Origin of the sequence: Prevotella sp. AM23-5 (assembly GCF_003473645.1) — a bacterium.
Classification (GTDB): Bacteria; Bacteroidota; Bacteroidia; order Bacteroidales; family Bacteroidaceae; genus Prevotella; species Prevotella copri_A.
The window spans coordinates 1-23215 of the sequence record NZ_QUCG01000031.1; the positions used below are offsets into that span (position 1 = coordinate 1).

Consider the following 23215-nt stretch of genomic DNA (forward strand, 5'->3'; position numbering starts at 1 on the left):
TAAATTATAGTGTTGCGGAATTAAGGGTTTTGTGAATCAGACTTCCTGTCACGATCATCTGCATCTGTTCGACATTTGCCTTGTTGAATTCGCGATCAAGGAAAAGTAACACGAAATGTTAAATCTTAAGAAAACAGAAACAATTTCCAACTAAAATAACTATCTTTGCAGACAATAAGCATAAAACAACAATAACACTTTAAAAACAAGGAAAAATGAAAAAAGTAATCTTAACCACTATGGCGCTGCTGACAGCATTAACGATGCCTGCTTCTTCTGAGAAGAATCCCATCAAGGTTAACCAGGTTGGCTATTTGACCCATGAAAGCAAGATAGCAACCATAGAGCCGGAGGCAAAGACCAAAAGCTTCCTCATCAGAGACCAAGAGGGTAAAACCGTCTGGCGCACAAAACATGCAACCACCAAGAAATCCCCATTCTCCAGCAAGATCCGCCAGGAGATAGACTTCTCCTCTATCACCAAGCCTGGCAGGTATACCCTGGTAGCAGGAAGACATCAACAAAGCTTCATCATTTCCAGCGATCCCTATACGGAAGCCTTGAAAGCATCCATCAAAGGCTACTACTATCAGCGTTCTGGGGAGAGCTTGGAAAGAAAGTATGCTGGCGAGTATGCACGCCCGGCAGCTCACCTGGACACTCATGTCATGGTGCATCCTTCGGCAGCAAGCCCTAAAAGACCGGCGGGAACCATCATATCCTCTCCCAAGGGATGGTACGATGCTGGCGACTATAACAAGTATATCGTCAATTCAGGATTTACCCTCGGACTGATTCTGCAGTCCTACCAGCTCCATCAGGATAGATTCAATTCTCTCAATCTTCAAATTCCGGAATCCGACAATAAGATACCGGATATCCTGGATGAGATGATGTATAACCTGGAGTGGATGCTCACCATGCAGGATCCAACCGATGGAGGAGTGTATCATAAACTCACCACCCCTAACTTTGAGGGATTCGTGATGCCAGAAGACTGCAAGCAGCAACGCTATGTGGTACAGAAAACCACCACCGCTACTCTCGACTTTGCTGCCACCATGGCACTGGCCGCCAGAATCTACCAAAAATTCCCTGAGTTCCAAAGCTTCTGCCAACAAGCCATAGAATCAGCAGAAAAAGCATACGCATGGGCTGTGAAACACCCCACGGTGTATTATGACCAGGATGGAAACAACAAGAAATTCTCTCCAACCATCCAAACGGGTGGTTATGGTGACAACCACACCGAAGACGAGTTCTTCTGGGCAGCTACAGAACTATACTTCACGACTTCTGAAACATCCTACCTGGAACAGGCAAAACAGTTTGTTCCAGATGAATTCAGCATTCCATCCTGGGGTAACGTGGCAGGTCTGGGCATCTTCCAATGGGTAAACCAGGAACTCCTTGGCACACCTGATGCCGGCAAGCTCCCTATGAAAGAGATCAAAGAATCTCTTAAGAAAAAATGTGATGAGGATATCCAAAAACTGGCTACCTCTTCATTCCACAGTATCTTCGGCAACAGCGCCCAAGACTTCCTCTGGGGAAGCAACTCTGAAAGCTGCCTGGGAAGAGGCATTGCCCAAATGTACGAGTATGCCCTGACAAAGGACAGCAAGTATAGGCAAGCCGCCCTTTCTACCTTAGATTATTTCTTTGGACGTAACGCCACAGGCTATTGCTACCTGACAGGCTTCGGCACCCAGAGGGTCATGAATATCCACCACCGTATCTCTGCAGCCGACAATATCAAGGAGCCAGTACCTGGTCTTGTGGCTGGAGGAGCCAACAAGGGACAGGAAGATGCCGAATTCGTACCAGCCTATGCTTCCAACATACCAGATGAATCCTACCAGGATAACGTCGGCAGCTATGCCTCAAACGAGATTGCCATCAACTGGAACGCCTATCTGGTGTCCCTGCTTGGATGGATAAACTAACAGAACATTGGAGATTATCCATATAAAGACCAAAAGGGGGAGATCTTCAAAGAACTACAACATGCAAAAGCGTAAGCCTAAGTAAAATCAGGTTTACGCTTTTAGTTTGTTGTCACCTTCCCCATCTACATCATCCCTACTCATCCATTCTTCAGTTGTTTCTTTCGTACCAATTCTCACAATCAAAAGGTACTCCAAAATTTAAAGGTTAGTTAAACCAACTCCTTAAACCAGTCCGCTTAAATCAAGGGTGTATTGGGTAGGAAGTTTCTGTTCATTCTTGATAAACATCAGCATATAAATAGGGAGATAAGTGATTTTTCCCACCTTCTTCACATTATCGTTACACAACACATAGGCTTTTGAAATCTGATAGGTTGTAGAGTTCATCACATTCGTAAGCGCTTTGTGACGCTCATAATCCTTGCCCGATTTAACCTCTAAAGGCAACACCTCACCATCTTGCTCTATCACAAAATCCAGTTCACCCTGCCGCTTGTTGTTATAATAATACAGCTGGAAACCTTGCGCCCAGAGTTCTTGTGCCACCGCATTCTCATATATCGAACCAAAGTTGATGGACGGTTCGTTATCCAAAATCTTCAGCTGAATGCCATCTGCATAAAGACATGCCAAAAGACCAATGTCAGCCATAAACAGTTTGAATAAGTTTCGGGAGCTCGACAAAATCAAAGGCACAGTAGGCTCCTCAACATTATATACCGGCAGAGCAACACCAGCATCCTTCAACCACAAGAAACTATTCCGATAACGTGAAAACTTGATGTTTTCATTCAGGTTCTTCAATATGAAACGCTTGTTCTTGGCATCAAGCTCAGCAGGAATCCTGTCAAAGATTTCTTGAATATACAATTTATGGTCAGGGTCATATTTCGCTATATCCTGCTTATAAAGACGTATGATAGCCTGCTGCTCTGCCATTACATCTTGCAGATTATTAGTAGTCAGATATTTATCAACAGCTGCAGGCATTCCACCTACAATAAGATAAAGGCGGAATACCTCCATCATCTTTTCATGGATGAATTCATCTACAGACGTCCCTTCTGTAAAATGTTTCCTCAAAACATCTATAATTCTATCGTTGATACCAACGGCAGTTGCAAACTCCTCCAAATCAAGCGGATACATATCTTTCACATCCATATATCCCACTGGAGCTGAACGGAGATTCTTAATTTCCACACCCAATAAGCTACCACTTAAAATATAGCGATAACTCCCCTCCTCCACCAAAAACTTGATGGCAGTTACAATTTCCGGGCATTCCTGCACTTCATCAAAAAACACAAGGGTATTACCCTTTATTAAATCCTGGCTGGTCACTGTGGAGAGACGCAATAAGATGTCTTGACAGTTCTTCGCCTTGCTGAAGACCTTTACCAAACCCGGATTTTCAATGAAATTGATTTCAACGAATCTTTCAAAATGTTCATGACCGAAACGACGGATAGAATATGTTTTTCCTATCTGTCTTGCTCCTGTCAACATCAACGCTTTCTTATGGGTATCGAAAAAGTCAGCTAAATATCTGTCTATCTTACGCTTAATCATTTTTTGTCCTCTTTTCTAATATTAAACGGATGCATTTTGTCCGTTTTTCCAAGACAAAAGTACTATATTCTGTCCGTTTTTCCAAGGAATTTACACATATTTTTGTCCGTTTTTCCAAGTTTTAACGCTTTTAACACACTTTTCATTCGCGCGAATTCCGCGAATTCAACAAGCAACTGCCAAATATCCTGCAGATCTCAGTGAATAAAGTCATCATCACCATTTTCTATATCCCAGTTTTTCCACTCATCTGTTGCTTCCCATCATCGCAAGGCATCACAATAACGGTTAAACTGCTCATCTGTCAATACCCAATAATTCAGGCCATATTTTGTATAAAAAAGTATTTTCAAAACGCTATTTGAAATCCCAAACGTCACTTAACTGATCAAACAAAACAAAAAAAAGAGAGAAACCAAGGAGCATAAGCTACTCGATTTCTCTCTGGAGATTCTATTTTGCAGTTGTGATTTAAAGAGGCAACATTCGTAGACGTTGTCCTACAACTCCTTGAGCATAAATATAGTGGTGGCGGTATGTCCTGAGTCACCAAGGCGCAGAGGAATATGCCTGAAGCCATGACGTTCATACATGGCAGCCAACTGTTGCTGGTCCTTCTCTTCAATATGTCTAATCTCAATCATATCAATTTCCTAAATTACATAGTCCACTTCTGAATCAGTCAGAAGATGCTGCATGAAATAAACAATCTGCTTGCGCCACCAAGCCCAGTCATGGTCAATGTCATGTCCCCAGTAGTCTACCCAGGCAGGGACATTCTTCTCCTTGAGCAAGGCATCCATCTGACGGGTACTGTAGAGCAGTTCTTCCTCCCAGGCTCCCTGACCTACACACATGATGACTTTCCCTTCGGCCGGTGACCGTTGGTTCAGGGCGTATTATTTCACGATAATCTCATCAACAAACAGCCAGCCGCCGAAGCTGCTTGGCTTCGCCTGAACACGGATGTAGCGGGCTGTCTTGCCGCCCTTCCAGGTAAGCGTCTTGAAATTCAGAATCGGCTCCTTGCTCGACTCATACTTCTTGTCGAATACCTGGGTGAAGTTCTTGCCATCCTCACTAACTGATACCGTATATTGAGATGGATAGAAAATCTCAGGACCGCTGCTCTGCATGAAATCGGTGCCCACGCTGCTGATCTTGGTAGATTTACCGAGGTCAATGGTTACATCGAAGCAATCCTTGCCGATAAAGCCCTGCCAGCGTCCATCGCCATGAGCCCATCCGCCCATATTGCCATCCACCAGCGTCTTTTCGCCAGCCGCCGGATAGTAGCGGTTGTAAGCATGGTTATAGGTAACCTTGGCACCCACAGCCTTGTGCTGCACCGGCTTCATCTTCTCCTTGCGCTCACCAATCTCCTTCTTCAACTCGAATGGGTTCACGCCTTCAGCCTTCAGATGTTCTATCTGCGCCAGGGCACGGGTCTTGAACTCAGGATAGTTCTTGGTCTTGGTTCCGTTCCAGCCAATCTCTGCCAGAGCCAAGGCACGAGGATAAAGCATGTACTCGGCATACTCTGGAGTAGGAATATGCTCGGTCCAGAGGTTTGCCTGCACACCGGTAATCATATTGCGCTCCGCCTCAGGAAGATCGCTTCCCGGCACGTAGCTATACACCTTCTCGGTAGGAATGAAACCGCCATTTGCCACAGGCTGGGTGCCCGGCGCATCCTGATACATATCGAAGTAGCAGTAAGCTCCCGGCGACATCACCACATCGTAGCCATGCTTGATGGCCTCGTGTGCCAGTTCGGTGCCACGCCAAACCATCACGGTGGTATTCTTGGAGAGATTTCCGGCAATCACCTCGTCCCAACCCACGAGCTGTCTGCCATGCTCGTTCAGGAACTTGCCCATGTGGGAAATGAGATGAGCCTGCAATCCATCCACATGGTCTATGCCCAGCTCCTTCATCTTCTTCTGGCAAAGTGCACAACTGCCCCATGACTTCTTCGCAGCCTCATCGCCACCCACATGGATGTAATGAGACGGGAAGATATCCATCACCTCTTTCAAGACATTCTCCAGGAAATCGTAGGTTCCGATGTTGCCCGGACAGAAATCTGCCTGCTTGTAAGGCTCATGGGTACAGGATAACTCTGGATATGCGGTAAGCACCTCCTCAGAATGACCCGGCATTTCGATTTCCGGAACAATGGTGATGCCACGCTCGGCAGCATATTTCACCAGGTCGCGGAGTTCATCCTGGGTGTAGTAACCACCCTCGGCACCCTCGCTGCCCTGCTCCAGATACTTGTTGCCATTGGCATTCCAGTCTTTCCATAACTTACCCGAACGCCAGGCGGCGAAATTGTTGAGTCTAGGATAACGCTTGATTTCGATGCGCCATCCGGCTGCATCGGTCAGATGGATATGGAGACGGTTGAACTTATATTCCGACATCACATCAATCTGCTTCTTGAGGAAGGAGATTGGGAAGTAATGACGGGAAACATCGAGCATCAAACCGCGCCACTTGTAGGCAGGTGCATCCACGATGTCGCAGCATGCAATGCCTTTCTTGGTGGTAAGCTGCTCCATGGTCTGCCAGGCACGGAGGAAGCCTTCGCTGCTGGCGGCACTGATTTCAATGGCATCAGGTGCCACATGAAGCCGGTATGCCTCTGGCGAAGATGCATTGGCGAGTGGAGTAAACTTCACCACTCGCTTGGCTGCATCATTCACCTTGACATTCCATGCCTTGGTATAGATATTCTCGGCATCAGCGCCTACTTGGTTTTCTACTTTCACACCGTCGCTGGTGTTAAAAACGCCCTTGCCCATCGTAACCTGCTGCGGTTTTGGCAGCAGACTCTGGGCCTGGAGCGGCGAGGTTAGTAAGAGTGCCCCGAAAAGGGACAATAGATTGTTGGATTTTTTAGTCATACGGCTTATCTATAAAAAATTAATATCAGTCCGCTAAGCTATCGACCTATTGTCTCTAACTTAGCGTACTATTTTAAAACTTATCGTTCTACTTTCTCGATAATTTTCATTCCCTCTTCCACTGCCTGCATATTCAATGGAATCAGGTTATGATGGCGCTCTGGCAACGACTTGAAGAGTGCCTTGTTCAAACCGTCGGTGCTCACCACAGGGCAAACCTTCAGCAGTCCACCCAATACAATCATATTGAACACCTTTGAATTCTTCATCTCGGCAGCTTTGTCCATCGCATCAATGCGATAGATGGTGATGTCCTTGCGCTGAGGTGGATTCATGATGCCATAACCATCATAAATCAGGATGCCGCCTGGCTTGATCTTCGGCTCAAACTTATCGAGCGATGGCTGATTGAGCACAATGGCAACATCGTAATGGCTCAGGATAGGCGAAGAGATGCGGCTGTCGCTCACGATGACCGTTACATTGGCTGTACCACCACGCTGCTCCGGACCATAAGCAGGCATCCAGGTCACCTCCTTGTCCTCCATCAGTCCTGAGTAAGCCAGGATCTTTCCCATCGAAAGGACGCCCTGACCACCAAAACCGGATATAATGATTTCTGTCTTCATTGTTCTTACAAATTTGTTGTATCCTTCAGGTCGCCCTTAGGATACTGCTTAAACATGTTCTCTTCCATCCACTTGTTTGCCTCAACAGGTGAGAGCTTCCAGCCGCTGTTGCAGGTAGAAACAATCTCTACCAGGCTGGAACCCTTGCCCTGCATACTTGCCTCGAAAGCCTTGCGGATGGCCTTCTTCGCCTTGCGGATGCTTGCCACGGTCTCCACACTCTGGCGGGTTACGTAGCAGGTACCCTGCAGATGGCTGGCAAGTTCGGTGATGTTCAGTGGATAACCATGAAGATCAGCCTCTCGTCCGTAAGGACAGGTAGCGGTCTTCTGACCCAACAGGGTGGTTGGAGCCATCTGTCCACCCGTCATACCATAGATGGCATTATTGATGAAGATGATGGCGATATGCTCGCCACGGTTCAGGGCGTGGATGGTCTCGCAGGTACCGATGCACGCCAGGTCGCCATCACCCTGATAGGTGAAGACGAGACGGTCTGGCCACATACGCTTGATACCCGTAGCTACAGCAGGGGCACGGCCATGGGCAGCCTCCTGCCAGTCGATATCCAAATAGCGGTAAGCGAAGACGGCACAGCCCACCGGACAAACGCCCACAGTCTTATCCTCCATGCCCATCTCCTCGATGACCTCGGCAACGAGCTTATGAACTACGCCATGCGAACAGCCCGGGCAGTAGTGCATCGGGGTATCGTTCATCAGCGTAGGCTTCTTATATACCAGATTCTCTGGTGAAATTATATCATTCATTTTATTAACTTCTTTAATGCTTCAACGATTTCCTCCGGCTCCGGCACAATGCCGCCCAGGCGACCGAAGTGCTCTACTGGAGCCTGTCCATTCACAGCCAGGCGCACATCCTGAACCATCTGACCGGCATTGATCTCAACAACCAGAATGCCCTTCTTCGTCTTTGCCAGCTCATGGAGTTCCTTCTCAGGGAAAGGCCAGAGGGTGATAGGACGGAAGAGACCCACCTTGATGCCCTGCTCTCGGGCATTCTCGATGCTCTTCTCGGCGATACGTGCCGCACTACCGAAGGCTACGATTACATAGTCGGCATCCTCCATCTGCTCCATCTCATATCTTACTTCGTTGTCACGAATCTTCTGATACTTCTCCTGGAGGGCAAGATTGCGCTCCTCCATCACCTCCGGTTTGAGTTCCAGAGAGGTCATGATGTTGACCGGGCGACTCTTTGGACGACCGATGGTAGCCCAAGGACACTCCCTGGCAATCTCCTCCTCGGTACGACGAGGTTTCATAGGTGGCAAAACCACCTTCTCCATCATCTGTCCGATTACGCCATCGCTTAAGATCATCGCCGGATTACGATACTTGAAGGCGAGGGTGAAGGCAAGATCCACAAAGTCTGCCATCTCCTGAACAGAAGCAGGAGCCAGCACAATGACGTTGTAGTCGCCGTTACCACCGCCGCGGGTAGCCTGGAAATAATCACTCTGAGATGGCTGGATGGTACCCAGTCCCGGACCGCCACGCTGCACGTTGACGATGACACCCGGAATCTCTGCACCTGCCATATAGGAGATACCCTCCTGCATCAAAGCCACACCCGGACTGGATGAGGTAGTGATGACACGCTTACCGGCGCCGGCGCCACCATATACCATATTGATAGCCGCCACCTCACTCTCTGCCTGGAGAACCACCATACCCGATGTCTCCCAAGGCTTGAGCAGAGCCAGCGTCTCTATAATCTCACTCTGAGGTGTGATAGGATAGCCGAAGAAGCCATCCGCACCACATCTGATACAGGCATGGGCTATCGCCTCATTGCCTTTCATTAATGTTACTTCTTGATTTGCCATTGTTTAGTCCTCCTTCTTACGATAAACAGTGATACAGCCGTCAGGGCAGACGATGGCGCACGAGGTACACCCCACACACGCATCGGCATTGACAGCCTCAACATAGCGATAGCCATGCACATTGACCTTCTTCAGAGCCAATGCGATGACATCTTGAGGACAAGCTTCTACACAGAGTGCGCATCCTTTGCAACGCTCCGTATCGACCACAATGGCCCCTTTAATTTTGCTCATATTCTATATATTTTCTTTTTCTTATATTATCATTCTTCACTGGAGTAACCAAAACTGCTACTGTCCACAACAGATTGCTATGGATTGTAGTAGTCTTTGCAATAAAAGCTCATGATATCATCCAGCATCTCCTTGGCTGCCACGGCAGGACTCTCCGGATCGAGAGCTATCGCCTCCATATAGCTGTCGAGGGCACGCTTGAAGTCGCCTTGCTTTCGCCAGGCATTTCCTTCCTGATAATACTCTTCTGCTGTCATTTTACTCTATATATTTTTTAATTTTATTCTGCGAAAGTACGAAAATTATGCTAAGAAAAAGAATAAAAGCGTAAGTTTTAAACTAAATTAATGTAGTTTTTCCATAAAATGCGCACACAATATTTCAAGTGTGCAATTTTTCGAGAAGAATGTGCATTATTTCTATTATTATATTCTATTAAAACACAATTCGTCATTTACCGCAGTTTTCTACGGTAAATGACGAATAATACGATACCCCTCAAAACGAGGTAGAGAATAAAGGCAAGCCATAGGGCGTGATTGCCCAACAAAGAATGAAGGGCGAAATACATTCCGAAGAATGAAGCAGAAGCTACAGCGGTGGAACAAAGCATAGACTTCGACTGGGTGATGCCCACAAAGATGCCATCGAAGACAAATGCCGACATACCTGCCAGCGGAATAAGCACCGCCCATCCCAGATACGCTCCCGCTGCCGCCACCACCTGCCTGTCGCTGGTCAGCAAAGAGAGAAAGTTTTCTCCACCCACTATATATAATAAGGTGAAAAGAATCGCCACCACGACGCCGAAACCCATCGTCCGCTTTACCACTTCCCGGAACGTCTCCCTGTTCCCGGCTCCATAATACTTGCCGCTCAACGCCTCTGCCGCATACGCAAAACCATCCATGAAATAAGAGAAGATGGTAAAGAGCGTCATCAGCAGGGTATTCACTGCCAGCACCAGCGTACTCTCTCTGGAACCGGCTGCCGTAAAGAAGAGGTTTACAGCCACCAGACATACGGTACGGAGAAAGATGTCTCTGTTCAAGGAGAAAAACCGCTTCAGCGGTTCGGAATCAAAGAGATGCTGGCGATAATCATACTTGCCCAGCCGGCGATAGTAGAGCCGATAGAGCACGCATGCCATCAGGAATCCCCACCATTGGGCGATGACCGTTCCGAGCGCCACACCTTCTACCGTCATCCTGCAGACGAAGACGAGCACCAGAGAGGCTACGATATTCACCACATTCTGAGAGAGCGATACCACCATCGGAATGCGCGTGTTCTGCATACCGATATACCAGCCCGTGAATCCATAGAGTCCGAGCACGGCGGGAGCTCCCCAGATGCAGACATAGCAGTATCTGCGAGCCAGTTCCACGACATCAGTTTCCGGCGACATAGCCCACAATCCACATCCGATGAGTCATCTCTGAAAGATAAAGAACAGCAGTCCTATCCCCACGCCAATGCCCAGGGAGCGAATCAGGAGTCTCACCACCTCGGCAAAGTCTCTCCTGCCCAATGCCTGCGAAGTCATTCCGCTGGTTCCCATCCTCAGAAATCCGAAGAGCCAGTAGATGACATTGAAGAGCATCGAGCCCACGGCAATGGCTCCGATATACGCTGCATCGCCGATATGTCCGACGATGGCGACATCTACCAAACCCAAAAGCGGTACCGTGATATTGGATATTATCGACGGTACCGCTAATTGTAATATTCGTTTATTCACTTATTCCAGTGTTTAAGTGACAAGTATTAAATTCTATACTTCGCAGCCTGCTCCTCAATATAGGCAGCATCGCTGAAGTAGTCGATGCGCATAGCCTTGCGAACCTCATCCATAGTCTGGGCTGCAAACTCGCGGGCATCCTCGCTACCCTTCTTCAGGATATTGAATACCTCAGGAATATCCTGCTCAAACTCATGACGGCGGGCACGGATTGGGTCGAGCATCTTGTTGATGACGCTGTTCAGGAACTTCTTGCAGGTGCCATCACCGATACCACCCTTCACATACTGCTCCTTCAACTCGTCCAAAGTCTTGAACTCTGGCCAGAACTCAGCGAAATCCTCAGGAGTAGAGAATGCCTCCAGATAAGTGAACACGGCATTGCCCTCCAGATGTCCTGGCTCTTCCATGCTCATGCGTGGCTCACCGTTAGACATCTTCTTCACCTTCTTCCAGACAGTCTTCTCGTCATCGCTCATATAGATGCAGTTGCCGAGACTCTTGCTCATCTTCTCCTTACCATCAGTTCCTGGAAGACGACGGCAGCAGGCAATCTCTGGAAGCAGGATCTCTGGCTCTACCAATACAGGCGCATAAGTCTGGTTGAAACGGCGAACCAACTCGCGGGTTACCTCCAGCATAGGCTCCTGGTCCTCACCGGCAGGCACAGTTGTAGCCTTGAAAGCGGTGATGTCGGCAGCCTGGCTCACAGGATAGCAGAAGAAACCGAGCGGAATGTTTGCCTCGAAGTTACGCATCTTGATCTCAGTCTTCACGGTTGGGTTACGCTGAACACGAGATACAGAGATGAGGTTCATCAGGTAGGTAGTCAACTCAGCCAACTCCGGAATCATACTCTGGATATAGAGTGTACACTTCTGTGGATCGAGACCCGCAGAAAGATAATCGAGTGCTACCTCTGTAATGTTCTGGCGAATCTTCTCAGGATTGTCAGCGTTATCTGTCAAAGCCTGAACGTCTGCCATGAATACGAACATTCTGTCAAAGTCACCAGCATTCTGAAGCTGTACTCGGCGCTGCAAGGAACCGATGTAATGACCCAGGTGAAGTTTACCTGTTGGACGGTCGCCCGTCAATATAATCTTTCCCATTTTCTTACGATTTTATATTTTTAGGTGCAAAGGTACAATAAAATAATGAGAATGAGGAAGAAAAGATGTAAAAATAAGCAAAACCCAGAGCTTAGTTGGCAAAATAAAAGCGAGACCTCCGAAAAAGAAGCCTCGCTTATCCTATATTCTGTTTTCGTTGATATCAACGAAAATTAGAACTCTGCATTCTTTGGTGTACGTGGGAATGGAATCACGTCACGGATGTTCTGCATACCGGTTACGAAGAGGATCAGACGCTCGAAACCGAGACCGAAACCTGCGTGTGGGCATGAACCATACTTACGGGTATCAAGATACCAGCTCATATCCTTCATAGGAATATTGCGAGCCTCAATCTCACCCATCAGCTTGTCATAGCTCTCCTCACGGACAGAACCACCGATGATTTCACCAATCTGTGGGAACAGTACGTCGGTACCCTGAACGGTCTGACCGCTCTTGCCGCCGAAGCCGCTCTCCTCCTCGTCTATCTTCATATAGAATGCCTTGATAGCCTTTGGATAGTTGGTCATGATGACTGGGCGCTTGAAGTGCTCCTCTACGAGGAAGCGCTCGTGCTCTGAAGCCAGGTCATCACCCCACTCACATGGGAACTCAAACTTCTTGCCGTTGGCGATAGCCTCCTGCAGGATGCGGATACCCTCTGTATATGGAAGATGAACGAAGTCTGAATTCAATACGCCCTCCAGACGAGCGAGCAAGCCCTTGTCGATCATCTTGTTCAAGAAAGCAAGGTCGTCCTTGCAGTGCTCCAGTGCCCAACGGATACAATACTTGATGAAGTCTTCCTCCAACTCCATCAAACCATCCATATCCAGGAAAGCAACCTCTGGCTCAACCATCCAGAACTCAGCCAGGTGGCGAGGAGTGTTACTGTTCTCTGCACGGAAAGTAGGACCGAAGGTATAGATGGCACCGAGTGCTGTGGCACCCAGCTCACCCTCCAACTGACCAGAAACAGTCAATGAAGTCTGCTTGCCGAAGAAATCATCAGAATAATCGATCTTACCATCCTCTGTCTTCTTCAAGTTGTAGAGGTTCTTGGTTGTTACCTGGAACATCTGACCTGCGCCCTCACAGTCGCTGGCTGTGATGAGAGGAGTATTGAAGTAGAAATATCCATGCTCGTGGAAGTAGGTGTGGATAGCCATCGCCATGTTGTGGCGGATACGCATCACGGCACCAAAGGTATTGGTACGGAGACGGAGGTGAGCATACTGACGCATGTACTCGAAGCTCTGTCCCTTCTTCTGCATTGGATAGTCGTTGCCGCAAAGACCGTAGATTTCGATGCTTTCGCACTGAATCTCAACGCTCTGACCGGCACCCTGGCTCTCTACCAAGGTACCTACTACGCTGATGCAGGCACCAGTGGTAATCTGGCGGAGCTGATTCTCATCGACCTTTGATGGGTCGACTACTATCTGAATATTATTAATAGTAGAACCATCGTTAAGAGCGATAAAATCGACTGCTTTGCTACTACGATGGGTACGAACCCATCCCTTAACATTCACGATTGAGTCGTAGGCTGTGCTCTTGAGCAAGTCAACGACTTTAGTTCTTTTTACTTTTTCCATTGTTAATTAATAGGTTAAAAAGGAGACTAAACAGATAGTCTCCTTTCTTATTATATCTTATTATCCTTATTCAAAAGCACCCATGCGGAGCATATCTACTTCCTTCTCAGTAAGGAAGCGCCAGTCACCGCGACGGAGATTCTTCTTGGTCAAACCTGCAAACTGAACACGGTCGAGCTTGGTTACACGATAGCCGAGGCTCTCGAAGATACGGCGAACGATACGGTTCTTACCGCTGTGAATTTCGATACCTACCTGTGACTTGTCACGCTCGTCAGCATAAGCAACTGCATCTGCCTTGATCTCGCCATCTTCCAAAGTGATACCCTCGCTGATCTGCTGCATATCGTGAGCAGTGAGGTTCTTGTCAAGGTGTACGTGATATACCTTCTTCTTCAAGAACTTAGGGTGAGTCAGCTTAGAAGCCAGGTCACCATCGTTGGTCAACAGGAGTACACCTGTTGTGTTACGGTCGAGACGACCTACAGGATAGATACGCTCAGGGCATACATCCTTTACGAGGTCCATCACAGTCTTGCGCTGCTGAGGATCGTCGCTGGTTGTCACGTAATCCTTTGGCTTGTTGAGCAATACATATACCTTCTTCTCCGAAGATACTACAGCATCATGGAACTTCACCTCGTCGGTGCGAAGAATCTTGGTACCCAACTCGGTAACTACCTGACCATTGACAGTTACCAGACCAGCCTGGATGAACTCATCAGCCTCACGGCGAGAGCAGACACCAGCATTGGCAAGGAACTTATTCAAGCGCAATGGCTCTGTTGGGTCGATATTCTCCTCCTTGTATTCGATACGTTTCTTCATGCTATACTTAGCATTTGGATCGTATCCTGGAGTGTGCTGACGGAAGCCACCACCACGGTTGTTGCCATAGCCACCACCCTGTGGACGACCATAGCCGCCACCACGGTTGCTATTGTAACCACCCTGCTGAGGACGGCCATAACCACCACCACGGTTGCTGTTGTAGCCACCATGCTGAGGACGGCTGTTGTAACCGCCATGCTGAGGACGGCTGCCATAGCCACCCTGCTGAGGACGACCATTGTAACCACCCTGCTGACGTGGCTGATAGCCACCAGTTGATGGATGCTGATCGTCACCTTCTGCGTTATTATTGAAACGAGGACGGCTGTTGTAGCCACCCTGCTGTGGACGGCTGCCATAGCCACCCTGCTGAGGACGACCATTGTAACCACCCTGCTGACGTGGCTGATAGCCACCAGTTGATGGATGCTGATCGTCACCTTCTGCGTTATTATTGAAACGAGGACGGCTGTTGTAGCCACCCTGCTGTGGACGGCTGCCATAGCTGCCACGGCTGCTACCATAGCTACGCTGTGGACGCTCGCTGCTAGAGCTGGTAGAACTGCTCTGCAAGCCAGCACCGAAGCCTTCCGGACGGAAGCCACCCTCGCTACTGCTGCTACTTCTATCGCTGTTGAATGATGGGCGATGACTGTTAATACGTGGACGCTGTGTGCGACCTACACTACGATAACTCTTCTGATAACCGCCTGCGTTGAAGCCCTCTCGGGTGTTCTCGCTCTCAGACGATTGACTCTGTGGTTTGTTTTCGAACTCTGAATCCATAATTTATTCAATATAAAAGCCTCACGGCCGGGTTAATAAATCTATTATTATTAATTATGTTATATATGATATGTCTTGATATATCCTTGGCTGCCCGTTAGGGAAACTGCTTTTTGATTAAATACCGGTGTAATTGCTAGGAGTGATAGCCATCAGTTCGGCCTTCACGCTATCGCTTACATTCAATCCCTTGATAAACTCATGAATGGTCTCCTCTGTCATATGGGTATTGGTGCGGGTGAGCGCCTTCAAAGCCTCGTATGGATGTGGATAAGCCTCACGACGAAGGATGGTCTGGATAGCCTCAGCTACTACAGCCCAGGTATTATTCAAATCTTCCTGCAACTTCTCCTCATGGAGGATGAGCTTACGCAAGCCCTTCAATGTGCTCTGGATGGCGATGACGCTATGACCGAGAGGCACACCGATGTTACGGAGTACGGTACTGTCGGTAAGGTCACGCTGCAAGCGGCTAACCGGGAGCTTCTGTGCCAGGAACTGGAGGATGGCATTGGCAATACCGAGATTACCCTCACTGTTCTCGTAATCAATAGGGTTCACCTTGTGTGGCATGGCGCTGGAACCAACCTCACCGGCCTTGATTTTCTGCTTGAAGTAATCCATAGAGATGTACATCCAGAAGTCACGGTCCAAGTCAATGATAATGGTGTTGATTCTGCGGATGGCATCAAAGATGGAACCCAGATGATCATAGTTGCTGATCTGAGTAGTATATTGCTCACGCTCCAAGCCCAGCTTCTCGCTGACGAACTTGTTACCGAAAGCCTTCCAGTCATACTCAGGATAAGCTACATGATGAGCATTGTAGTTACCGGTAGCACCACCAAACTTAGCAGTAAACTTGCAAGCCTTCAAAGAATCAAGCTGCTCGGTAAGACGATATACATAAACCATGATTTCCTTGCCCAAACGGGTAGGAGAAGCAGGCTGACCATGAGTCTTAGCCAGCATAGGTACATCCTTCCACTCATCAGCATAAGTCTGAAGCTGGGCAATCAGCTCTTCAACCTGAGGGTAGAAGCACTCCTCCAGAGCTTCCTTCACTGAAAGAGGCACACTGGTGTTGTTGATGTCCTGAGATGTCAAGCCGAAGTGGATAAACTCCTTGTAGGCATCCAAGCCACCAATCTTGTCAAACTCTTCCTTGATGAAATACTCAACAGCTTTCACATCGTGGTTGGTAACCTTCTCAATGTCTTTCACACGCTGAGCATCGTTCTCGTTGAAATGACGATAGATGTCACGCAAACGCTCAAACAGCGACTGATCGAAAGAAGCCAGCTGTGGCAATGGTAACTCACATAAAGTAATGAAATACTCTATCTCTACTCGAACACGATAACGGATGAGAGCATACTCTGAAAAGTAGTTAGCGAGTTGCTCTGTTTTTCCCCTGTAACGACCATCTATAGGTGATATGGCAGTCAATAAATCTAAATTCATAACAATACGTATTATTTATATAGGGTGCAAAGTTAATGAATTCCTACGAGAAAACAGAAAAACTGAGAATTATTTAGCTTTAATTAAAACAAAAAGGTCTTTCAACGATTGTTGAAAGACCTTTTAACTTGGTGGGCGCTGACGGATTCGAACCGCCGACCCTCTGCTTGTAAGGCAGATGCTCTAAACCAGCTGAGCTAAGCGCCCTAACTTTTCGTAAGCGGTTGCAAAGGTACTACAAATATTTGATTCCACCAAACTTTTTCCTACTTTTTTTTCATTTTCGTTGAAAAAACATGAAAAAAGGCATTTTCCACGGGGAAAAATGCCCTTTATATAGGATGATTTGGCGCTTTTTGCCAAAACTTACTGTTCCACAGAATCTGCAGGAGCATCTCCAGAATCAGCTGGAATATCTACGGAATCTGCAGGAGCTACGTCGATAGCATGCTCTGTCTCCTTCTCTCCAGCCTGCTTTTTCTCCAAAAGTCCTCTCAAACGCTCGGTTTCTGCATTGGCATCTTCCAAAGCAGCATTCAGGGCATCCAGTTCTGACTGGTGAAGCGTATCAACAATATCCATATCCGGAGCCTTTCTCCAACGGGAAGAGCCCAAATTGTAGGTAATACCTAGTTCGAAATAGTAATTCTTGCATCGGCGGGTCCAAGACTGGTCGGCACTTCCTGCACAATTATCAATGTTATGATCGAAGGTATTCAGACCAGCCTCAGCAAAAAGCTGAACCTTTTCTGCCACCTTCCATGCCGAATGAAGACCCAGACTGTAATTCATGGCATAGTTGTCGTGAGTCATCGAGCGGCCCACACCGGCACCGGCAAACGCCATCATGTTCCAGACGCGCTCTTCCTTATAACCCTTGAAAAGGTTGGTCAGGTTGAACATCACCTGCTCATTGGCTACCCAATACTTGTTACCATTGCCCTCGTTGGTATCCTCGTTCCAGTCGGCATCCACCTTCTTTCCCCAAAATCCCTGAATCTTGGTACGAAGACCGATACCTGGCGTAAACCACTTACCGAAAGCCAGGGAGATGCCCGGATTGCTGCGGAACTTCTTGAAAGGACTTTTCGACAGATCGTGTCCTCTCTCTTCGGCAGAATACCATGCATTCCAGTCCAAGCCAGCCTGCACAAACCAATTACTGAAAAAAGAATTGGTGGCAATACTATATTTTTCTTCAGGAACCACATCCTGAGCAAAACTACCCATAGAAACACTGGCCAAAGCCAGCAAAGCAAATATCTTTTTCATACCTATCTATTTTAAACTTTCAGTTTAACTACACCTTATTATATATAGCAATCTTCGATATTATATATAGCATTCTTTGATGATGGAAGCCTCTACCCCAGAAGATGCTCTATCTCCTGCTGCTGGAGGATGCAGAGCACCGACTTGCCATCAGGAGTATAGTTCACATTCTCGCAGGCGAAAAGTCCATTGACCAATCCTTCCATCTCCTCATTGCTCAACACCTGTCCGTGCGGTATCGCTGCTTGACGGGCAAGCGAAAGAGCCAGGGCTTGGTTGATTTCATCCATGGCAGAGACTCCTTTCTCCACAGCACTGGATACCATATCCTGCACCAGTCTTACCGGATTCATACCTTCCAGACCGGCAGGTACGGAGTTGACGGCATAGCTGCCACCTCCCAGATCTTCCAATTCAAATCCCATCCCGTTCATTTCCGGCAAGATCTTTTCGAAGATTACCTTCTCCGACATCGGGAACTGCACTACTTCCGGGAAGAGAACCTTCTGGGAATGGAAGGTGCGCTCGGCAAGCTGCTTGAGATACTGTTCGAACAGGATACGCACATGGGCACGATGCTGGTCGATGATCATCAATCCCGATTTCACGGCGGTCATGATATACTTGCCTTTATACTGATAATGGGATGGCGACTTCTCTGCAATGATACTGCTGGCCGTAGTACCTGCAGCAGTAGCCTGCTCGGGCTCATCAAAGAGTTCCATCGTATGCTGCTGTTCATCCTGGTCTTTCAACCCCTCGTAAAGCTGTTCCCAGTTCTGGTCTATCTCCGGTTTGGTACTGGAAGGACCAGGAAAACCGGCTCCAACAGGCTTCGCCGTAGTGGCAGGACGAGTCTTAAAAGGATTATATCCCGGATTGACGCTGATCTTCGGAGCCGATGCCGAAGGAATCTCTTCCGGATTGAACATCGGGATTTCCGGCTTATCCTCGGTATCGAAGTCGATGGTAGGTACATCATTAAACATACCGATGCTCTCCTTCACGGCAGCCGAGAGAATCTGCCAGATAGCCTGCTCATTCTCAAACTTGATTTCGGTCTTGGTAGGATGGATGTTCACGTCGATGTCCTTAGGATCCACCTCGAAATAGAGGAAGTAAGGCACCTGCTCTCCTACCGGAATCAGACGGTCGTAAGCCGCCATCACCGCCTTGTTGAAATAAGGATGCTTCATGTATCTGCCGTTCACAAAGAAGAACTGATGCACTCCCTTCTTGCGGGCAGCCTCCGGTTTGCCGGCAAATCCGGAAACCTTGCACATGGTTGTCTCTACATTGACGGGCAAGAGATCATGATTGAACTTCTTGCCAAACACATCCAGGATACGCTGGCGCAGATTGGCAGCACGAAGATTGAACACTTCCGTGCCATTGCTGTGCAGGGTAAACGAAATCTGCGGATTCACCAAGGCAATGCGCTCAAAAGCGGTAAGGATGTTATTGAGCTCGGTAGAATTCGATTTCAGGAATTTACGGCGGGCAGGAACATTGTAGAAGATATTGCTCACAGAAAAGTTGGTTCCCACAGGACAGGCACAAGGTTCCTGACGCTCATACCGGGAACCCGATATGGCTACGAGGGTACCTATCTCGTCAGATTCCTGACGGGTCTTGAGTTCCACCTGTGCCACGGCAGCGATAGAAGCCAAAGCCTCTCCTCGGAATCCCATCGTACGGAGGGCAAAGAGATCGTCTGCCTTACGGATCTTAGAGGTGGAATGGCGCTCAAAGGCAAGGCGGGCATCCGTCTCCGACATTCCCTTGCCATCATCAATGACCTGGATGTTGGTGCGACCCGCATCCACCACGACCACCTGAATATTCCTGGCGCCGGCATCAACAGCATTCTCCACCAGCTCCTTGATGACAGAAGCTGGTCGCTGTATCACTTCTCCTGCTGCTATCTGATTGGCAACAGAATCTGGTAAAAGTTGGATGACATCACTCATCGTCGTTTCTTTTTTTATTTACGTTTGTTTTTCTTGGTAACTTTTGGCGCTACCTTTGAGGTTTTTCTGGAAGCTGCACGAACAGTTTTCTTAGGAGCTGTATTGGATGCACTCTTGGATGCCTTCTTGTCTGTTTTCCCAGATGCAGTCTCAGCTTCAGCCTTCTCCTTATCCTCCTTGAGCGGTTCCTTCTTCAGGGACTGCAAAGGTGCCTCATGGCGCTTGATGGATTTCAACTCCGTGCCACTCGACTTGCCACGCCATACAAAAATATCATTCTTATCCGTTGGTCGGAGGTCCTCAAACCACGCAAAGTTAGGTAACTTATACTTGGCTGGCGGAACCTGTGTAATCGGATACATAGTACTGGTGAACTTATTGGTCCAGATCTTATCCAACTTTCTGGCTGCTCCCAGATACATACGCATGGTATCGGTCTCCAGATAGTTGAGTCCCACCAGGGAACTGTCCTTGTCGTTGGTCATATAATAGACCGTCTGCACATTGCCGATCGCTTCCGTCATCTTCATTTCTCCTTTTTCGAAATAGGATTTCATTTCAGAAGAAGTAATCTGATTATAATGTACGCTGTCCGGCATCTGTTCGATAGAGAGAGCCTGACCGATAACATGGGCAAAGCGGATGGTGGAGTCTGCCATATAAGCTCTGATTTCCTCACCGAGCATCTGTCGGTTGGCATTCCAGATAACAGGATCCTTATACATCGTCATACAGGAATCCTTGGAATTGAAGACCAGGGAATCGCAGATAGCCTGCATATCGTTGCGGAAAGCACGGACATGCGGATAGGCATGCACCTTGCGATATACCGAATCTGTATTGATATTGAAAGTATAGATGCGCATGGTATCTGAGTGCATCCACAACGTATCTTTTTGAGAATAGTCGATGGCTACAGGTCGCTTGGTAGCGAATCCCATTCCCGTCTTCTCATTATAACGGAGATAGTTGCAGGTAAGAGAATTCTTATTCTTCTTATCCACATACACCACATTGCCATAACCCGTACTCTCGCCATTCTTGACATAGTAGAGACTGTCACCCGTAATCGACTTATCCTTATCCACCAAGGTAGAACGGCCGAAGAGCTTAGCCTTATCGGTCTTGGTATCATAATAACCATCTGCCGTATGCACCACGCTGGAACCGGAAACAATCTTGGAAGGTCCCACCATGTGGGCGGTAGAGGTTGGAACGTCATAATACAAGGTATCGGTGGTAACCACATCCTTACCACTGCGCAACTTCACATTGAAGACGAACTTTGCCTCTCGGGTCTCGGTATGATATTCTCCCCAGTCGGAAACCAGTCGGTCCTTACCGTCGATAAGCGTACCTCCGTCAAAGAAGTTCGCCATGTTATACAGGCGGTCGAAATCCAGACTGTCCGTCTTCAGGGTCTGTCTGCGATGGTGCAGTACCACATTTCTGCGGGCATGCATCATCTGCATCATACCATCATATTCAGCCCTCTCGCAGGTAAGCGACAAGGTATCACCCTGACGGTAATGCACATGACCGAAAGCCTTCACAGAGTTGGTACCCTGATAGAAATAGGCACTGTCGCAGGTGAGATGACCTCCCTGGTGCATGAACGAAACCTTGCCCTTTACAATCTGGGCATCAGGGTTTCTGCCAAACATATCATAGCGCAGCTCATCGGCGTGAAGAAGATAGACTCTCTCACCCTCCGGGCGCTTCTTGTGTTTCTTCCTAGGTGCCTGCATAGCCTGCACCAGACAAAACCCAAATAGGCATAGAATCAATATGAAAAAGATTCTATGCCCGTTCTTGTTAATATTATGTTGCTTGTTATTGATCATTTAACCCAACCTTGATATTCAAAATTGCAATTCTTGTAGCGATCGTTCATACGAACGTAGGTCTTCTTAATCTTGTCAACCACCCAGTCATGCAACGTTTTTTCTCTTTCCTTGGCAAGTACGACATCCTTCATTACCTGGAAATCTTCAGTAATGGTAGCTCTATGACCCTCTACCCTGCTCACCAACTTGATCAGGGCGCAGGTAGTCTTGCCCTTGCTGTTGACCATGGTAAAAGGTGCAGAAATCTGACCTACCTTCATGGTATCTACCACACGTGCCACCTCTGTAGGAAGATCCTTCATCTGGAACTTAGAGGTACGGTTGTCTGCCTGGGCTGTATTTGCCATCAATCCCTTGTTGTTACGGGTATCCTTGTCATCAGACAATGCCTCTACGGCTGCCTCGAAGGTAAACTTCTTGGCACGGATATCATTACCGATGGAATCCAGACGACCGATTGACTTGTCGATAGCCTCCTGTGAAACCTTTGGCTTGAGCAGGATATGACGGCACTTGATCTTGTCACCTCGCTTATCAATCAACTGGATGATGTGATAACCGAACTCAGACTCCACAATCTTGGAAATCTTCTTTGGGTCGGTCAGGTTGAATGCTACATTGGCAAATGCAGGATCCAACATACCACGTCCGATATAATCCATCTCACCACCCATTCGGGCTGAACCCGGGTCTTCACTGTACATACGAGCCAAAGTAGCGAAAGTAGTCTCACCCTTGTTCACGCGGTCGGTGAAGTCACGCAACTGGTTCTTCACACGGCTGATTTCTTCCATCGGAATACGAGGCTGCATGGTCAGGATCTCTACCTCCACCTCTGTAGGAACGAATGGAATACTATCCGTAGGCAAGTTGTTGAAATACTTACGTACCTGCGCAGGAGAAACCTTGATATTCTTTACCAGTTCCTGCTTCATCTTCTGGATGAGCTGGCGGTTCTTGAAATCATCATGCATCTGCTGGCGCATCTGGGTGATGCTCTGCTTACGGTATTCCTCCAGCTTCTCACGGGATCCAATCATGGAAACCCAGTAGTTGATCTGGTCGTCGATGCCCTGCATGACTTCCGACTCAGACACTTCGATACTGTCGATGGCAGCCTGATGCAGGAAAAGTTTCTGCACGGCAATCTGCTCAGGAATAGAACAGTCTGGATCGCCGACGAACTTGATGCCATCTGCCTCCGACTGCAAGCGGGTAACCTCGACGTCAGACTTGAGGATAGCCTCATCTCCAACTACCCAGATCACCTCGTCAACAATACTTCCCGGGTCGATTGACTGCGAGTCGTTCACCGCTTCCAACTTTGCCGAATCACTGTCGGCAACCGAAGCATGGCGACTCATGCCCATACGTGAGGCGCTTGCGCTCATGCCCATGATAAGGAGCAATGCGATAAACGCCAGACTCATTTTATATCCAGTCTTCATA

At 48.0% G+C, this 23215-nt stretch carries 18 protein-coding genes, 1 tRNA gene and 1 pseudogene; 1 reads left to right on the forward strand and 19 read right to left on the reverse strand.

Annotated features, from left to right (window positions below; translation table 11 throughout):
- The first annotated feature begins 215 nt into the window (after positions 1-215).
- Positions 216-1946 carry a glycoside hydrolase family 9 protein gene (locus tag DW657_RS09035; RefSeq protein WP_118312269.1) on the forward strand — a complete coding sequence of 577 codons (1731 nt, stop codon included), beginning with the start codon at positions 216-218 and terminating at the stop codon, positions 1944-1946.
- A 225-nt stretch (positions 1947-2171) separates the two neighbouring features.
- Here DW657_RS09035 and DW657_RS09040 read toward each other — a convergent pair whose 3' ends face one another.
- The 19 genes and pseudogenes from DW657_RS09040 to DW657_RS09125 all read right to left on the reverse strand — a co-directional run bounded on the left by DW657_RS09040 (position 2172) and on the right by DW657_RS09125 (position 23214).
- Positions 2172-3521, reverse strand: a complete 1350-nt coding sequence (locus DW657_RS09040) for an ATP-binding protein (protein ID WP_118312270.1) — start codon at positions 3519-3521, stop codon at positions 2172-2174.
- A 500-nt stretch (positions 3522-4021) separates the two neighbouring features.
- Positions 4022-4165: a hypothetical protein gene (locus DW657_RS17755; RefSeq protein WP_158573456.1), complete on the reverse strand. Its 144-nt coding sequence runs from the start codon at positions 4163-4165 to the stop codon at positions 4022-4024.
- Positions 4166-4174: 9 nt separating this feature from the next.
- Positions 4175-4378: a hypothetical protein gene (locus DW657_RS09045; RefSeq protein ID WP_118312271.1), complete on the reverse strand. Its 204-nt coding sequence runs from the start codon at positions 4376-4378 to the stop codon at positions 4175-4177.
- 42 nt (positions 4379-4420) lie between these two features.
- The gene (locus tag DW657_RS09050; RefSeq protein WP_118312272.1) at positions 4421-6430 is read right to left on the reverse strand and encodes a family 20 glycosylhydrolase; all 2010 of its coding nucleotides are present in this window, start codon (positions 6428-6430) and stop codon (positions 4421-4423) included.
- Between the two features lie 80 nt (positions 6431-6510).
- Positions 6511-7059, reverse strand: a complete 549-nt coding sequence (locus tag DW657_RS09055; RefSeq protein WP_118312273.1) for a 2-oxoacid:acceptor oxidoreductase family protein — start codon at positions 7057-7059, stop codon at positions 6511-6513.
- A 5-nt stretch (positions 7060-7064) separates the two neighbouring features.
- On the reverse strand, positions 7065-7829 hold the full coding sequence (locus tag DW657_RS09060; protein ID WP_118312274.1) for a thiamine pyrophosphate-dependent enzyme: 765 nt from the start codon (positions 7827-7829) through the stop codon (positions 7065-7067).
- On the reverse strand, positions 7826-8908 hold the full coding sequence (locus DW657_RS09065) for a 3-methyl-2-oxobutanoate dehydrogenase subunit VorB (protein ID WP_118312275.1): 1083 nt from the start codon (positions 8906-8908) through the stop codon (positions 7826-7828). Before DW657_RS09065 ends, DW657_RS09060 begins: the two co-directional genes overlap by 4 nt.
- A gap of 3 nt (positions 8909-8911) precedes the next feature.
- Positions 8912-9142, reverse strand: a complete 231-nt coding sequence (locus DW657_RS09070; protein WP_089544973.1) for a 4Fe-4S binding protein — start codon at positions 9140-9142, stop codon at positions 8912-8914.
- Positions 9143-9219: 77 nt separating this feature from the next.
- On the reverse strand, positions 9220-9399 hold the full coding sequence (locus DW657_RS09075) for a tetratricopeptide repeat protein (RefSeq protein WP_089544974.1): 180 nt from the start codon (positions 9397-9399) through the stop codon (positions 9220-9222).
- A gap of 197 nt (positions 9400-9596) precedes the next feature.
- Positions 9597-10883, reverse strand: a pseudogene (locus DW657_RS09080) (MATE family efflux transporter).
- Positions 10884-10909: 26 nt separating this feature from the next.
- Complete coding sequence (gene trpS, locus DW657_RS09085; RefSeq protein ID WP_089544976.1) at positions 10910-11995, reverse strand: tryptophan--tRNA ligase; 1086 nt, start codon at positions 11993-11995, stop codon at positions 10910-10912.
- A gap of 173 nt (positions 11996-12168) precedes the next feature.
- Positions 12169-13596, reverse strand: a complete 1428-nt coding sequence (gene asnS / locus DW657_RS09090; protein ID WP_118312276.1) for an asparagine--tRNA ligase — start codon at positions 13594-13596, stop codon at positions 12169-12171.
- Positions 13597-13662: 66 nt separating this feature from the next.
- Positions 13663-15213, reverse strand: a complete 1551-nt coding sequence (locus tag DW657_RS09095) for a pseudouridine synthase (RefSeq protein ID WP_118312277.1) — start codon at positions 15211-15213, stop codon at positions 13663-13665.
- Between the two features lie 117 nt (positions 15214-15330).
- A complete protein-coding gene (gene purB / locus DW657_RS09100) occupies positions 15331-16677 on the reverse strand; it encodes an adenylosuccinate lyase (RefSeq protein WP_117662344.1) in 1347 nt (448 codons plus the stop codon).
- 129 nt (positions 16678-16806) lie between these two features.
- Positions 16807-16884: transfer RNA gene (locus DW657_RS09105), tRNA-Val, on the reverse strand.
- A 159-nt stretch (positions 16885-17043) separates the two neighbouring features.
- On the reverse strand, positions 17044-17949 hold the full coding sequence (locus DW657_RS09110; RefSeq protein ID WP_118312278.1) for an OmpA family protein: 906 nt from the start codon (positions 17947-17949) through the stop codon (positions 17044-17046).
- 92 nt (positions 17950-18041) lie between these two features.
- On the reverse strand, positions 18042-19919 hold the full coding sequence (gene mutL / locus DW657_RS09115) for a DNA mismatch repair endonuclease MutL (protein ID WP_118312279.1): 1878 nt from the start codon (positions 19917-19919) through the stop codon (positions 18042-18044).
- A gap of 14 nt (positions 19920-19933) precedes the next feature.
- Positions 19934-21763: an OstA-like protein gene (locus DW657_RS09120; RefSeq protein ID WP_118312280.1), complete on the reverse strand. Its 1830-nt coding sequence runs from the start codon at positions 21761-21763 to the stop codon at positions 19934-19936.
- Positions 21760-23214 (reverse strand): peptidylprolyl isomerase, encoded by a 1455-nt coding sequence (locus DW657_RS09125; protein ID WP_118312281.1) that lies wholly within the window; start codon positions 23212-23214, stop codon positions 21760-21762. The genes DW657_RS09120 and DW657_RS09125 overlap by 4 nt, the downstream gene beginning before the upstream one ends.
- Position 23215: the final 1 nt, after the last annotated feature.

Coding starts and splice junctions, on each gene's coding strand:
- DW657_RS09035 (WP_118312269.1), top strand. CDS start 216: ATGAAAAAAGTAATCTTAACCACTATGGCGCTGCTGACAGCATTAACG.
- DW657_RS09040 (WP_118312270.1), bottom strand. CDS start 3,521: ATGATTAAGCGTAAGATAGACAGATATTTAGCTGACTTTTTCGATACC.
- DW657_RS17755 (WP_158573456.1), bottom strand. CDS start 4,165: ATGATTGAGATTAGACATATTGAAGAGAAGGACCAGCAACAGTTGGCT.
- DW657_RS09045 (WP_118312271.1), bottom strand. CDS start 4,378: ATGTGTGTAGGTCAGGGAGCCTGGGAGGAAGAACTGCTCTACAGTACC.
- DW657_RS09050 (WP_118312272.1), bottom strand. CDS start 6,430: ATGACTAAAAAATCCAACAATCTATTGTCCCTTTTCGGGGCACTCTTA.
- DW657_RS09055 (WP_118312273.1), bottom strand. CDS start 7,059: ATGAAGACAGAAATCATTATATCCGGTTTTGGTGGTCAGGGCGTCCTT.
- DW657_RS09060 (WP_118312274.1), bottom strand. CDS start 7,829: ATGAATGATATAATTTCACCAGAGAATCTGGTATATAAGAAGCCTACG.
- DW657_RS09065 (WP_118312275.1), bottom strand. CDS start 8,908: ATGGCAAATCAAGAAGTAACATTAATGAAAGGCAATGAGGCGATAGCC.
- DW657_RS09070 (WP_089544973.1), bottom strand. CDS start 9,142: ATGAGCAAAATTAAAGGGGCCATTGTGGTCGATACGGAGCGTTGCAAA.
- DW657_RS09075 (WP_089544974.1), bottom strand. CDS start 9,399: ATGACAGCAGAAGAGTATTATCAGGAAGGAAATGCCTGGCGAAAGCAA.
- trpS (WP_089544976.1), bottom strand. CDS start 11,995: ATGGGAAAGATTATATTGACGGGCGACCGTCCAACAGGTAAACTTCAC.
- asnS (WP_118312276.1), bottom strand. CDS start 13,596: ATGGAAAAAGTAAAAAGAACTAAAGTCGTTGACTTGCTCAAGAGCACA.
- DW657_RS09095 (WP_118312277.1), bottom strand. CDS start 15,213: ATGGATTCAGAGTTCGAAAACAAACCACAGAGTCAATCGTCTGAGAGC.
- purB (WP_117662344.1), bottom strand. CDS start 16,677: ATGAATTTAGATTTATTGACTGCCATATCACCTATAGATGGTCGTTAC.
- DW657_RS09110 (WP_118312278.1), bottom strand. CDS start 17,949: ATGAAAAAGATATTTGCTTTGCTGGCTTTGGCCAGTGTTTCTATGGGT.
- mutL (WP_118312279.1), bottom strand. CDS start 19,919: ATGAGTGATGTCATCCAACTTTTACCAGATTCTGTTGCCAATCAGATA.
- DW657_RS09120 (WP_118312280.1), bottom strand. CDS start 21,763: ATGATCAATAACAAGCAACATAATATTAACAAGAACGGGCATAGAATC.
- DW657_RS09125 (WP_118312281.1), bottom strand. CDS start 23,214: ATGAAGACTGGATATAAAATGAGTCTGGCGTTTATCGCATTGCTCCTT.